General features: G+C 39.6%; 7 protein-coding genes. 1 reads left to right on the top strand and 6 read right to left on the bottom strand.

Features of this window, described 5'->3' with window-relative positions; all coding sequences use genetic code 11:
* Positions 1–23 precede the first annotated feature (23 nt).
* From LQ189_RS00035 to LQ189_RS00025, 3 genes are all read right to left on the bottom strand, one after another.
* The gene (locus tag LQ189_RS00035) at positions 24–836 is read right to left on the bottom strand and encodes a GLPGLI family protein (protein WP_230153770.1); all 813 of its coding nucleotides are present in this window, start codon (positions 834–836) and stop codon (positions 24–26) included.
* Between the two features lie 475 nt (positions 837–1311).
* A complete protein-coding gene (locus LQ189_RS00030; protein ID WP_230153769.1) occupies positions 1312–1752 on the bottom strand; it encodes a LexA family transcriptional regulator in 441 nt (146 codons plus the stop codon).
* Positions 1743–3017 (bottom strand): Y-family DNA polymerase, encoded by a 1275-nt coding sequence (locus LQ189_RS00025; protein ID WP_230153768.1) that lies wholly within the window; start codon positions 3015–3017, stop codon positions 1743–1745. The genes LQ189_RS00030 and LQ189_RS00025 overlap by 10 nt, the downstream gene beginning before the upstream one ends.
* 326 nt (positions 3018–3343) lie before the next feature.
* Here LQ189_RS00025 and LQ189_RS00020 point away from each other — a divergent pair, with 326 nt between their 5' ends.
* Positions 3344–4003 (top strand): hypothetical protein, encoded by a 660-nt coding sequence (locus LQ189_RS00020; RefSeq protein ID WP_230153767.1) that lies wholly within the window; start codon positions 3344–3346, stop codon positions 4001–4003.
* A 119-nt stretch (positions 4004–4122) separates the two neighbouring features.
* On the opposite strand, the gene LQ189_RS00015 is transcribed toward LQ189_RS00020, so the two are convergent.
* The 3 genes from LQ189_RS00015 to LQ189_RS00005 are packed head-to-tail and all read right to left on the bottom strand — an operon-like array spanning position 4123 to position 15023.
* Complete coding sequence (locus tag LQ189_RS00015; protein ID WP_230153766.1) at positions 4123–6081, bottom strand: OmpA family protein; 1959 nt, start codon at positions 6079–6081, stop codon at positions 4123–4125.
* Between the two features lie 14 nt (positions 6082–6095).
* On the bottom strand, positions 6096–7025 hold the full coding sequence (locus tag LQ189_RS00010; RefSeq protein ID WP_086455432.1) for a type IX secretion system membrane protein PorP/SprF: 930 nt from the start codon (positions 7023–7025) through the stop codon (positions 6096–6098).
* 39 nt (positions 7026–7064) lie between these two features.
* Entirely contained in the window at positions 7065–15023 is a 7959-nt protein-coding gene (locus tag LQ189_RS00005) for a Calx-beta domain-containing protein (protein ID WP_255667908.1), read from the bottom strand.
* Between the last annotated feature and the right edge of the window lie 68 nt (positions 15024–15091).

Genomic DNA, 15091 nt, shown 5'->3' with positions numbered 1-15091 from the left:
CAGCAGCCAAAAAAATATTCGCATTAATCTGTAAGCTCCATAGGGTTGTTTTCAAACTTCATCTTTTCCTTGGCTCTTTGATCTGCTAAATCAAGCATTTCCTTTGGAAAAGTCATTCCACCTGAATTAATCAAGGTCGATGGTTTTTCCTTGTATCTCTTTTTTAGTTGTTTATACTCTTCATAAGTTATTTGAGTAGGTTTTTGTAATTGCTCCCCAGTATTACAAAAACTAGAACTATTTTTTATACTCGAAACAGTAAATTGATAATGTTTATTGGTATCATAAATCGATAAAATCAAACCAGGCAAACCATGAAATTTATATGGCCCATCGGCTATACTAATTTCTGTGGTATACCATGCCACATAAGTTCTACCCGCAAACTCAGTAGTCGCCTTTTTACAGTTATACCCCAATATTTCTTTTTGCTCCTCTTGTAATTTCCAACCAAACTTATCTAAATCTTGATTGTATGTATAAGTACCTTGTCCAATCCTATCGATAAGAGTTGATTTACTAGTACTATATTCCTTTACTATTGTATAATTTATTTTTGATCTCGATAGCGCCTTTCTATCAGGAAGTACCTTAGACACCTCATATTCGCGCGCCATATCAAGCAATTTCTTTTGATTCAAACTTATATAATATGAAAAATCTTTTGCAACATACAATGCCATTTGCTCTTTCTGTTTGCTGAGAGTATCCTCTTTGTTCACTTGATATGAATAATCATAAGTTATTTCATAACGCAAAGTATCTTTTGGAAAGTTTTGAGCGTAAATTAGAACTCCTGAAAAGTGGAAAATAACTAGTAGTAAAAGTGATTTCATATTCATTTTTTTGTTTTGTTTTAAATAGGTCTGCTTATCAAGCATTTATAAAATTTATTACGACTAACAACCAGTTTAAAAATGTAAATTACTACAGCTGCAGTAAGGAAAGCTGAATATGAAGTATAGACAGAACTTTCATATTCCACAATCCACTCGTTTCCAATATTCTCGATGAATAAAACATAGTTTTAAACCCTACATTTGAAACAAAAATACACGTGTAACTACTGTAAAACAAATCTGAAAAAAAATAAGGGACATTTGTAAAAATTAACAAATAATTAACAAAAATCCTAAATGAATAAAATGAAATTATATTTTGGTAAAAACATATAAGCATTTAAACAACAACTAATTAAATGAGAATAGAATTACTCCAAAACACCAACACCTTCTCATATCACAAAAAACGACCTGCTCTTGATAGATGCAGGTCGGTTTTTTTTATCAAAAAATTAAAATTACTTGGTAACTACAGTTTTTTAATCACGTAGGTTACAATACCCCAAATGAGGAGTTCGTTTTCCTCGGTGACTTTTATGGGTGGATAATTTGGGTTTTCTGGCATGAGATACAAACAATCTTTTTCTACCTTCATTCGCTTTACGGTGAACTCTCCATCAATAAAACAAATGGCTATTTTATTATTTTGTGGCTCTAAGCTTCGGTCAACAACAAGTACATCCTTGTCATCAATACCTGCATCAATCATAGAGTTTCCTTTGACCTTAATATAAAAAGTAGCCAGCGGGTTTTCACTCAATTGTTTGTTCAAATCAATACTCATTTCCATAAAATCAGCGGCTGGCGATGGAAATCCTGCTGAAACCCCTTCGTTTATAAAAGGAATGCGCAATTCACTTTCAAAATCAGGAAAGTAAAAAGTAAGTTTAGATGTTTTGTTTACTGGCATTTTATTTCAAGTATATCTTTAAAACTGGTGGTGTATCTAGGTGACAAATGGTTTTGTTTCATATTCCAGGTCAAACTTAAATTCTGCGATGCTAGTTTTATTTTCTTGTCGCCTATTTTAGCATTCAACCCATCAATTACTTTCATTAGTTGCAAATGTTTGGGATTTTCTTCCTCAAAAAGATCAAACTGTTTTTTATTTTCATCAATAAGTTCAGTAACAATTACACCTGCTTTTTTAAATTTTAAGTGCTCATTACCTGCATGAAGTTTTTTAAGTAAGGCTATCGCAGCATTAGCAATGGTCAATGTAGAATTAGACCCATAAGGCAATGTTACGGCGCAATTAAAATAATATTTAGATGTTTGTATGCTGTGTTTGTCTACAACTAGCATGACTATTATGGTGTGGCAACAAGATTTTTGCTTGCGTAATTTTTCGGCACATTGCGCTGCAAAAGTAGCTACACGCTCTCGTAATAAATCAAACTCCGCAATTTGTTTAGGAAAACTTCTGGTAGTAGCAATACTCTTTTTTTGGGTAGCAATAGGCTCTAGGTCTAATACGGATTTACCTTCTAGTTCATACTTTAAACGCATTCCCAGTACACCCATTTCTTTTTTTATCCAAGCCTCATGTTGTGGTGCGGTAAAGTCAAGAGCGGTTGCTATATTTCTAGTTTTCATTTTCTTATTCAGTCGATGTCCTATGCCCCAAACATCTTCAATCTTAGTCCATTTAAGCGCTTTTACTCGCTTTTCATCACTATCTATAACATAAACACCTTGCGTTCTATCTTGGAATTTTTTAGCAATTTTATTAGCTACTTTTGATAATGCTTTGGTTTCGCCAAAGCCAATGCAAACCGGAATACCCACCCATTTATGCACTCGGTTCTTCATTAGAATTCCATACTGGTGATAGTCCTCAATTGATAATCCATCAAAGTTTAAAAAAGCTTCATCAATACTATAAATCTCTACATTTGGTGTAAACTGCTCTAAAATCTTCATTACTCGATTGCTCAAATCACCATACAAGGCATAATTTGACGAAAATAATTGCACATCATGCTGTTTTACAATTTCTTTTATTTGAAAAGCGGGCGCTCCCATTCCTATTCCTACCGCCTTCGCTTCATTACTACGTGAAATGACACAACCATCATTATTAGACAAGATTGCAACAGGTTTCCCGTTGAATTTCGGCTGAAAAACACGTTCGCATGAGGCATAAAAATTGTTACAATCTACTAGTGCATACATGCTACAAAATTACTCAATATCAGTTGAAGCGTGTTCGTAACAGAAGTTAATTTTAAGCACTGTTGATAAGTAGTTTGATTCTGTTTGCTTAAAAAATTAAAAATAACCACTCTTTTGAAAATATTTTTAGCTTAATATTAATTCTATACACCATTGATATACTGCATATTAAATGATATAAAAACTACAACAGCAGCAGTTAAAATACTAGTTCTAGATCACAGCTACTTTTTTTTGGCACACTACTTGAATATCCCTATTCAACTAAATAGTTAAAGCGAAAGCCGAAAAGCTCAAGAGTAGGCAAAATTCAAAATAGAAGTATCATGAAAAAAATTACCCTTTTAGTTGCTAGTATCTTCGTATTTGGAGGTAGTGTTGCCAACGCAACAGAGAAAAAAGATTTCTCTGTAATTATAAAATCGTCTTCTCTTTTTGACAATGACGAACCTGTAGAATTCATAGAAAGAGGCATTGCTTTTTATGTATTTCCTGATGGTCAATTGGATTTTAATACCAGACCAACAACTCGCGGTGAGATGTATTACAAAGCAAACTCAAACAGTAGAGTCAATAGAACGTATGGAACACCTAATAGAAATCGTCCTATCAATTATGGAGTGAGAATTGAACATGACAATCTAGGCCGTGTGAGACAAGTAGGTAATGTATTTATCAATTACGATGCTAATGACCGAGTGAAGCGAATAGGATCTGTTTACATGACTTACAATAGATTTGCTCTAGAGCGTGTGGGCGGATTAGAAATCATCTACAATCGCAGAGGACAGGTCATAGATATGATAGGTAGTGTAAAAGGAGGAAAAGCATACTACTATGGTCAAAATTCAAACTCTGTAGACTATAGTAACAATCAAGATTCTTCTGATGAGGATTCTTATTATTACAGATCTACTAATTCAAAAAATAAAATTGAAGATCAAAAATCTAACAATGCTCCTATAGTAATCAATAGGAAGAATTAGAACTTATAAACTAAAACCATAGAAGAAATTATTCTATGGTTTTTTATAATTTTTCAACCAACAAAAAAGGCTATCCCGTTATGGATAGCCTTTTTTGATTTTTGTTGTTTAGAGAAGATTTATTGCATCGATATAACAATAAACTCACTTCTTCTATTGGCTTGATGTTGTGCCTCTGTACAGTTTGATTGGTTCGTAGGTTCACATCCGCAATCGTTTACAAGTTGTGATTCACCGTATCCTTTTGCTGTTAATCTATTTGCAGCTATACCGTTTTTGATCAACCATGCTTTCGTTGATTTAGCTCTTCTATCAGATAGTGCTTGGTTGTATGCTGCGGTTTGTCTGCAATCTGTATGGGATCTAATATCGATGGTCATCTTTGGGTATTGTTGCATCACTGCTAATACTTTTTCTAGCTCAAATGCCGCATCTTTTCGAATAAATGACTTGTCTAAATCAAAATAAAGTATTGGAATATCCAAGGTCTTAGCTAAGTCTGTACCTACTTCAATAACTTTTTTTCTTGGCTCTAAGGCCAATGGACCTTGTGTTGCTCCAGATACTTTTGCTATTACAATCTTATTCTCTTTGGTTTCATACTCTGGCTTTTCGCCACGTAAATAATATGTGGTTCCGCATGTTACCTCAAAGCTGTAGGCTCCTGATGATGGAGTGGTGATTTCTTTAATCAAATTAAAATTCGCGTCAAACAAACTTACCTTGGCATTGGCCAAGACTAAATCTGTATCTTGATCCTTTATTATTCCTTGAAGTACTTGATTACAAACAGGAACAGGAAATTTATTGAATCTATAGATGTCATCAGATCCTAACCCACCCTCTCTATTAGAGGTTACAAATCCTTTTTTATTCTCTGCATCAATCACAAATGAAAAATCATCTTGGGTACTGTTTATAGGTGTACCTATGTTTGTTATGGTACTACCAGGAGTTTTTGATGATAAATCCATCACAAACACATCTAACCCTCCTAGTCCTGGGTGGCCATCACTGGCAAAGTACATTTTATTGTCTGCTGAGATAAAAGGAAAGGTTTCTCTTGCCTCTGTGTTGATAGGCAATCCTAAATTCTCTGGTGTCCCGTAGGTGCCATTAGCATTGACGCTTACTTTAAAAAGATCTGACAATCCCTTGGTACCTGGCATGTCTGATGCAAAATACAAAGTTTTCTCGTCTACACTCAGCGCTGGATGCGCTACACTGTACTCATTACTGTTAAAAGGTAGCTCTTGTACATTGACCCATTTTCCATTTTCGTTCGTGGCCTTGTAGAGTTTTAATAATATAATACGTCTGCTGTCTTTTTGCTTTTTCCCGTTTAGGTAATTATTACGCGTGAAGTACATGGTTTGGCCATCTTTGGTAAAAACAGGTGTTGACTCATGAAACCTACTGTTGATGTTTTTATTAAACACCTCTGGTTTACCCACACTACCATCTGTACTGATCTGGGAGCTGTACAAGTTAGTGAAGGATTCATTGTTCCACTTGAACACTTTTTTAGCTACTCCGCCTGTATCGCGCGCCGATGCAAAAAGTAGGGTATTGTTGTAGTAAGCGCTTCCATAATCAGAGTAAGGGGAGTTGATTCCGGCATCAAATATTTCATATTTCCCTGAGTTTTCCTTGATGTCTTTTAAGTAATCACGCTGACTCGCAAAGAGTTTCCCTCGCTGGTCTGTGGCTGATTTGGAAATGAACTGTTCTAGCATTTTATCGGCCTTAGCATAGTTGCCTACGGCTTTTAACGATTGGGAATACCTGTAGTAATACTCGGCTTCTTGAACTGGGTTCATCGCAAAAAGAGCAGAATACCATTTCTCTGCCTTGATCAAATTGGCTATAAAGAAATAGGAGTCTCCCAGTTTTTGAAACATTTTCTCGTCTTTATATCCTTTCTCTGCTACTTTCTCATAGGTAGCTATGGCATCAACGTAAGAATAATTATCGAAGTTTTTATCCGCAATTGCAACTCCTTTTTTTTGGGCATACCCCATTACTGTTGACACTAAAAAAACTACACAGCATCCGAAATGTTTGGCGCTTAATTTCATAACGTTATATTAAATTAAAAGAATCTAGGTGATGTGATTTTGTTATATCGTTTGAATATTTCGTAACGAAGAAATATTTCATGTGACCCTGAATTGTAATTAGCCAGTCGTGTGGTTTCCATATCGTATGCATACCCAATAAACCAAGAGTCTGATACCTGAAAGCCTACCATGGCACTCAATGCAGCACTCCAGCGGTAAGCAGCTCCTACTGTAAACTTGTCATTAAACAAGAAGTTAGCCGATAAATCTACTTGTAGTGGAGCACCTTGAACCATCTTAGTCATCATGGCTGGTTTGAATTTTAAATTATAATCTAAATCAAATACGTGACCGGCTGTTAAGTAATAGTTTACGCGTTCTCGTGCAATATAAGAATTGGCTCCTACTCCTGCGTATTTATCAAAATGCTCTGTCTCTAACAAGTTAGGAACTGAAAGACCCACATAGGTTTTATCTGAGTACCAATAAAGTCCCACTCCTATATTAGGTGAAAACTTATTGTCTATGTTATTCTCAAAACTATAGTCATTAGGATCATACTGATTCAACTTATCAAAATTGACATTCAATAGATTTGCTGAGGCTTTTAATCCAAAGGAGAGTTTGAAGTCTTCTGAGGTATTGATGTAGTATGAAAAATCAACTGCTAGATTGCTCTCATCAGATGGCCCTATCCTGTCATTTATGATTGATACTCCTAGGCCTAGTTTAGTATCATTGATAGGAGTATTAATAGAGGCAGTATTAGTTACTGGTGCCCCATCTAGCCCTACCCACTGGGTGCGGTGTAGGGCAAAAATATTCATGGACTGACGCGAACCTGCATAGGCTGGATTTATATTGATCGAATTGTACATGTACTGTGTAAACTGAGCATCTTGCTGGGCATTTACTATACCCGAGAGTAAGAGTACCATTACTACTACTAATTTTGTCTTCATATTGCTTCCATTTTTAAACTTATGAGCTTTATTTATTTATTATCTGTTGATGTATAAGTATCCTGCTTTTTCAAAACTAGTGGCTGCACTGTCCTTATATCTCAAGATGTAATAATACGTTCCTTCTGGTAACTCTTCGGATTGTTTGATGGTTACTCTTCCTTCTGAAACGCCTCTAAAAGCTCTATCATCATTGTTATATCCTGCTCTCTCAAATACTAGTACTCCCCAGCGGTTGTATATCTCTACCGTATTGTCGCTGTAACATTCTAGTCCTCTAATGCGGAACACTTTGTTGTCTCCATTTCCATTTGGCGCTACTGCATTAAACACTTCGATCACACATCCTTGAATAGCAAGTACTGTTGGTCTATCACTTAAAGCACTAGAATCATCTGATAAATCACTTACTACAACTCCTAGTGGGGTAACTCCTGTTGCGGTTGCTTGGTTGGTTACGCTTCCTAAATTGATGTCGGATTGTTTCAAGCGATATACTCCTTGATAGGCTGTATTGTTTGTCGCTCCTACTGGCAATAAAGGTATGCTATTACCCGATAGTATCAAACCTGGTAGCACATCGGTTACTGTTACATTGTTTAATGGCGTGTTTCCTGTATTGCTTACCGCAAAACTGTAGGTAATAGTCTCTCCTGCTTGTGCAAAACCATCTCCATTTTCATCATTGAATACGGCTGTTTTAACTATGGCTATATCTGGCGTTTCGTTCACAACTACTGTAACTGTGGCTGTGGTACACACCAACGGATTAGAACCTGTTTCACATACTTGATACGTAATACTATAAGTTCCTGCTATTGTATTTGGCGATACAGTTAAGTTTCCATTTGCATCTATACTCAATGGTCCATTTGTTACTGGCGTCACATCTGTATTAGCAGCTGTTGCTGGTACTCCGTTAATGGTATCATTTGCTAGAACATTTCCTCCGGTGGCTGGTAGCGTATCATTTAAAGCTACTAATACATTGTTTACTACTACCGTTGCGGTAGCTGTGGTGCAATTTGCTGGTGTTGCTCCTACTTCACATATTTGATATGTTATCGTGTACGTGCCACTTGGGGTATTTGGTGCTACTGTTAAATTACCATTTGCATCTATACTCAATGGTCCACTTGTTACTGGCGTTACATCAGTATTAGCTGTAGTTACAGGTACTCCATTTATCGTATCGTTTGCTGTTACATTTCCTCCTGTCGATGGAATGGTTACGTTATTAGCTACGATTAAATTATTAATCACTACCGTTGCTATAGCTCGTGTACAATTTGATGGGCTTGCGCCGACTTCACAGATTTCGTATTCTATGTTGTAAGTACCACTTGGTGTATTAGGTGCTACTGTTAAGTTTCCATTTGCATCTATACTCAATGGTCCACTTGTTACTGGTGTTACATCAGTATTCGCTGGCGTGGCTGGTACACCATTAACCGTATCGTTTGCTGTTACATTACCGCCTGTTGGTGAGAATGTGTTGTTATTGGCAACAATGATATTGTTTACTACAACCGTTACTGTAGCTGTGGTACAGTTTGCAGGAGTCATTCCTGTTTGACAAATTTCATAAACGATAGTGTAGGTGCCACTTGGTGTGTTTGGTGCTACTGTTACATTTCCTGCAGCATCTATACTTAATGGCCCGCTAGTTACTGGTGTCACAACAGTATTTGTCATGGTTGCCGGTGATCCATTTACACTATCATTTCCTAACACATTCCCTCCTGCTGCTGTAAAAGTATCATTACTAGCAACTAATGGATTTACATAATTAACAGTGACCGTAGCTGTGGTACAATTTACTGGTACAGCTCCTGCTTCACAAATTTCATACGTGATGGTGTACGTACCATTTGGGGTGTTTGGCGCTACTGTTAAATTTCCATCTGCATCAATACTCAATGGTCCATTTGTTACTGGTGTTACATCAGTATTAGCTGTAGTTACCGGTACTCCATTTAAAGTATCGTTTGCTGTTACATTTCCTCCTGTTGATGGAAGAGGGTCGTTATTAGCAACTAATGCATCAGTTACTGCATTAACGATGATAGTCAAAGTAGCACTATTCGATACTATGCCACTATTGTCGTTTACGGTGTAAGTGATTGCTGTAGTAGTACCATTATAGTTCAATACCGGTGTAAAGGTTATTACTCCTAAATTATTTACCGTATAGGTACCTTCTCCTGCTACCGTGAATGTGGTTTGTATACCTGCTGTAGCAGGATCCAAATCTACTGTAGTAACATCAATGGTACCGTCACCATCAGTATCGTTAGTCGTTACATTAATTGTAACAGGTGTGTCTTCATCTGTTGTTACAACGTCGTTGGTAGCTATTGGTGTAACATCATCATCTAAAATTATTCCCGTGCTACTTACTGCTCCGCTGCTAATGCTAAAGCTTTCGTCTGCTTCATCAATAGTGTCTGCTGTAGTGGGTACACTTACCGTTCCCGTGGTTGCTCCTGCTGGAACTGTTACGGTAATGCTTGTTGTAGTGTAATCAGCACTTCCTGCGGTTCCATTGGTCAAAGTGAACGTATAGGTGGTATCTACCGCAGATGGGTTGCTCAACGTAAAGTTGAATACTACAGCATCTCCTTCAACAGCATTTGAAGGACTGATACTTGCTACTGTTGGTGCATTGTCATCATCATTGATTGTTCCTGTAGCGGTATCTGTTGTTGATCCAACGGTTCCTGTTGTACTGGTAATAGCTACGGTGAAGGTTTCGTCTAATTCATCGATAGTATCTGCCGTAGTGGGTACTGTTGCTGTAGCTGTTGTGGCTCCTGCTAAGAACGTTACCGTTACTGGAACTGTTGTATAATCGCCATTGGCTGTCGTTACATTGGTAAAGCCTAAAGTAACGGTGATGTCTGTAGCTGATGGGTTGCTCAATGTAACTGGGAAACTCAAGTTTCCTCCTTCTGTGATTGAAGCATCTGCAATCGTTACCACTGGTGCATCGTCATTATCATTGATTGTTCCTGTGCTACTTACTGCTCCGCTGCTAATGCTAAAGCTTTCGTCTGCTTCATCAATAGTGTCTGCTGTAGTGGGTACACTTACCGTTCCCGTGGTTGCTCCTGCTGGAACTGTTACGGTAATGCTTGTTGTAGTGTAATCAGCACTTCCTGCGGTTCCATTGGTCAAAGTGAACGTATAGGTGGTATCTACCGCAGATGGGTTGCTCAACGTAAAGTTGAATACTACAGCATCTCCTTCAACAGCATTTGAAGGACTGATACTTGCTACTGTTGGTGCATTGTCATCATCATTGATTGTTCCTGTAGCGGTATCTGTTGTTGATCCAACGGTTCCTGTTGTACTGGTAATAGCTACGGTGAAGGTTTCATCTAATTCATCGATAGTATCTGCCGTTGTGGGTACTGTTGCTGTAGCTGTTGTGGCTCCTGCTAAGAACGTTACCGTTACCGGAACTGTTGTATAATCGCCATTGGCTGTCGTTACATTGGTAAAGCCTAAAGTAACGGTGATGTCTGTAGCTGATGGGTTGCTCAATGTAACTGGGAAACTCAAGTTTCCTCCTTCTGTGATTGAAGCATCTGCAATCGTTACCACTGGTGCATCGTCATTATCATTGATTGTTCCTGTGCTACTTACTGCTCCGCTGCTAATGCTAAAGCTTTCGTCTGCTTCATCAATAGTGTCTGCTGTAGTGGGTACACTTACCGTTCCCGTGGTTGCTCCTGCTGGAACTGTTACGGTAATGCTTGTTGTAGTGTAATCAGCACTTCCTGCGGTTCCATTGGTCAAAGTGAACGTATAGGTGGTATCTACCGCAGATGGGTTGCTCAACGTAAAGTTGAATACTACAGCATCTCCTTCAACAGCATTTGAAGGACTGATACTTGCTACTGTTGGTGCATTGTCATCATCATTGATTGTTCCTGTAGCGGTATCTGTTGTTGATCCAACGGTTCCTGTTGTACTGGTAATAGCTACGGTGAAGGTTTCATCTAATTCATCGATAGTATCTGCCGTAGTGGGTACTGTTGCTGTAGCTGTTGTGGCTCCTGCTAAGAACGTTACCGTTACTGGAACTGTTGTATAATCGCCATTGGCTGTCGTTACATTGGTAAAGCCTAAAGTAACGGTGATGTCTGTAGCTGATGGGTTGCTCAATGTAACTGGGAAACTCAAGTTTCCTCCTTCTGTGATTGAAGCATCTGCAATCGTTACCACTGGTGCATCGTCATTATCATTGATTGTTCCTGTGCTACTTACTGCTCCGCTGCTAATGCTAAAGCTTTCGTCTGCTTCATCAATAGTGTCTGCTGTAGTGGGTACACTTACCGTTCCCGTGGTTGCTCCTGCTGGAACTGTTACGGTAATGCTTGTTGTAGTGTAATCAGCACTTCCTGCGGTTCCATTGGTCAAAGTGAACGTATAGGTGGTATCTACCGCAGATGGGTTGCTCAACGTAAAGTTGAATACTACAGCATCTCCTTCAACAGCATTTGAAGGACTGATACTTGCTACTGTTGGTGCATTGTCATCATCATTGATTGTTCCTGTAGCGGTATCTGTTGTTGATCCAACGGTTCCTGTTGTACTGGTAATAGCTACGGTGAAGGTTTCGTCTAATTCATCGATAGTATCAGCCGTTGTGGGTACTGTTGCTGTAGCTGTTGTGGCTCCTGCTAAGAACGTTACCGTTACCGGAACTGTTGTATAATCGCCATTGGCTGTCGTTACATTGGTAAAGCCTAAAGTAACGGTGATGTCTGTAGCTGATGGGTTGCTCAATGTAACTGGGAAACTCAAGTTTCCTCCTTCTGTGATTGAAGCATCTGCAATCGTTACCACTGGTGCATCGTCATTATCATTGATTGTTCCTGTGCTACTTACTGCTCCGCTGCTAATGCTAAAGCTTTCGTCTGCTTCATCAATAGTGTCTGCTGTAGTGGGTACACTTACCGTTCCCGTGGTTGCTCCTGCTGGAACTGTTACGGTAATGCTTGTTGTAGTGTAATCAGCACTTCCTGCGGTTCCATTGGTCAAAGTGAACGTATAGGTGGTATCTACCGCAGATGGGTTGCTCAACGTAAAGTTGAATACTACAGCATCTCCTTCAACAGCATTTGAAGGACTGATACTTGCTACTGTTGGTGCATTGTCATCATCATTGATTGTTCCTGTAGCGGTATCTGTTGTTGATCCAACGGTTCCTGTTGTACTGGTAATAGCTACGGTGAAGGTTTCGTCTAATTCATCGATAGTATCTGCCGTAGTGGGTACTGTTGCTGTAGCTGTTGTGGCTCCTGCTAAGAACGTTACCGTTACTGGAACTGTTGTATAATCGCCATTGGCTGTCGTTACATTGGTAAAGCCTAAAGTAACGGTGATGTCTGTAGCTGATGGGTTGCTCAATGTAACTGGGAAACTCAAGTTTCCTCCTTCTGTGATTGAAGCATCTGCAATCGTTACCACTGGTGCATCGTCATTATCATTGATTGTTCCTGTGCTACTTACTGCTCCGCTGCTAATGCTAAAGCTTTCGTCTGCTTCATCAATAGTGTCTGCTGTAGTGGGTACACTTACCGTTCCCGTGGTTGCTCCTGCTGGAACTGTTACGGTAATGCTTGTTGTAGTGTAATCAGCACTTCCTGCGGTTCCATTGGTCAAAGTGAACGTATAGGTGGTATCTACCGCAGATGGGTTGCTCAACGTAAAGTTGAATACTACAGCATCTCCTTCAACAGCATTTGAAGGACTGATACTTGCTACTGTTGGTGCATTGTCATCATCATTGATTGTTCCTGTAGCGGTATCTGTTGTTGATCCAACGGTTCCTGTTGTACTGGTAATAGCTACGGTGAAGGTTTCATCTAATTCATCGATAGTATCTGCCGTAGTGGGTACTGTTGCTGTAGCTGTTGTGGCTCCTGCTAAGAACGTTACCGTTACTGGAACTGTTGTATAATCGCCATTGGCTGTCGTTACATTGGTAAAGCCTAAAGTAACGGTGATGTCTGTAGCTGATGGGTTGCTCAATGTAACTGGGAAACTCAAGTTTCCTCCTTCTGTGATTGAAGCATCTGCAATCGTTACCACTGGTGCATCGTCATTATCATTGATTGTTCCTGTGCTACTTACTGCTCCGCTGCTAATGCTAAAGCTTTCGTCTGCTTCATCAATAGTGTCTGCTGTAGTGGGTACACTTACCGTTCCCGTGGTTGCTCCTGCTGGAACTGTTACGGTAATGCTTGTTGTAGTGTAATCAGCACTTCCTGCGGTTCCATTGGTCAAAGTGAACGTATAGGTGGTATCTACCGCAGATGGGTTGCTCAACGTAAAGTTGAATACTACAGCATCTCCTTCAACAGCATTTGAAGGACTGATACTTGCTACTGTTGGTGCATTGTCATCATCATTGATTGTTCCTGTAGCGGTATCTGTTGTTGATCCAACGGTTCCTGTTGTACTGGTAATAGCTACGGTGAAGGTTTCATCTAATTCATCGATAGTATCTGCCGTTGTGGGTACTGTTGCTGTAGCTGTTGTGGCTCCTGCTAAGAACGTTACCGTTACCGGAACTGTTGTATAATCGCCATTGGCTGTCGTTACATTGGTAAAGCCTAAAGTAACGGTGATGTCTGTAGCTGATGGGTTGCTCAATGTAACTGGGAAACTCAAGTTTCCTCCTTCTGTGATTGAAGCATCTGCAATCGTTACCACTGGTGCATCGTCATTATCATTGATTGTTCCTGTGCTACTTACTGCTCCGCTGCTAATGCTAAAGCTTTCGTCTGCTTCATCAATAGTGTCTGCTGTAGTGGGTACACTTACCGTTCCCGTGGTTGCTCCTGCTGGAACTGTTACGGTAATGCTTGTTGTAGTGTAATCAGCACTTCCTGCGGTTCCATTGGTCAAAGTGAACGTATAGGTGGTATCTACCGCAGATGGGTTGCTCAACGTAAAGTTGAATACTACAGCATCTCCTTCAACAGCATTTGAAGGACTGATACTTGCTACTGTTGGTGCATTGTCATCATCATTGATTGTTCCTGTAGCGGTATCTGTTGTTGATCCAACGGTTCCTGTTGTACTGGTAATAGCTACGGTGAAGGTTTCATCTAATTCATCGATAGTATCTGCCGTAGTGGGTACTGTTGCTGTAGCTGTTGTGGCTCCTGCTAAGAACGTTACCGTTACTGGAACTGTTGTATAATCGCCATTGGCTGTCGTTACATTGGTAAAGCCTAAAGTAACGGTGATGTCTGTAGCTGATGGGTTGCTCAATGTAACTGGGAAACTCAAGTTTCCTCCTTCTGTGATTGAAGCATCTGCAATCGTTACCACTGGTGCATCGTCATTATCATTGATTGTTCCTGTGCTACTTACTGCTCCGCTGCTAATGCTAAAGCTTTCGTCTGCTTCATCAATAGTGTCTGCTGTAGTGGGTACACTTACCGTTCCCGTGGTTGCTCCTGCTGGAACTGTTACGGTAATGCTTGTTGTAGTGTAATCAGCACTTCCTGCGGTTCCATTGGTCAAAGTGAACGTATAGGTGGTATCTACCGCAGATGGGTTGCTCAACGTAAAGTTGAATACTACAGCATCTCCTTCAACAGCATTTGAAGGACTGATACTTGCTACTGTTGGTGCATTGTCATCATCATTGATTGTTCCTGTAGCGGTATCTGTTGTTGATCCAACGGTTCCTGTTGTACTGGTAATAGCTACGGTGAAGGTTTCGTCTAATTCATCGATAGTATCAGCCGTTGTGGGTACTGTTGCTGTAGCTGTTGTGGCTCCTGCTAAGAACGTTACCGTTACCGGAACTGTTGTATAATCGCCATTGGCTGTCGTTACATTGGTAAAGCCTAAAGTAACGGTGATGTCTGTAGCTGATGGGTTGCTCAATGTAACTGGGAAACTCAAGTTTCCTCCTTCTGTGATTGAAGCATCTGCAATCGTTACCACTGGTGCATCGTCATTATCATTGATTGTTCCTGTGCTACTTATGCTCCGCTGCTAACGCTAAGCTTTGAAGGCTTTGTGAACAGCGTCACAAG

The organism is Flavobacterium sp. CECT 9288 (assembly GCF_918731615.1).
Lineage (GTDB): Bacteria > Bacteroidota > Bacteroidia > Flavobacteriales > Flavobacteriaceae > Flavobacterium.
The sequence above is the reverse complement of the archived record's forward strand: the minus strand, read 5'-3'. Positions and strand labels throughout refer to the sequence as shown.

Bases quoted from the DNA above. Each gene is read 5' to 3' on its own strand.
- LQ189_RS00035 (WP_230153770.1), bottom strand. From the start codon at position 836: ATGAAATCACTTTTACTACTAGTTATTTTCCACTTTTCAGGAGTTCTA.
- LQ189_RS00030 (WP_230153769.1), bottom strand. From the start codon at position 1,752: ATGCCAGTAAACAAAACATCTAAACTTACTTTTTACTTTCCTGATTTT.
- LQ189_RS00025 (WP_230153768.1), bottom strand. From the start codon at position 3,017: ATGTATGCACTAGTAGATTGTAACAATTTTTATGCCTCATGCGAACGT.
- LQ189_RS00020 (WP_230153767.1), top strand. From the start codon at position 3,344: ATGAAAAAAATTACCCTTTTAGTTGCTAGTATCTTCGTATTTGGAGGT.
- LQ189_RS00015 (WP_230153766.1), bottom strand. From the start codon at position 6,081: ATGAAATTAAGCGCCAAACATTTCGGATGCTGTGTAGTTTTTTTAGTG.
- LQ189_RS00010 (WP_086455432.1), bottom strand. From the start codon at position 7,025: ATGAAGACAAAATTAGTAGTAGTAATGGTACTCTTACTCTCGGGTATA.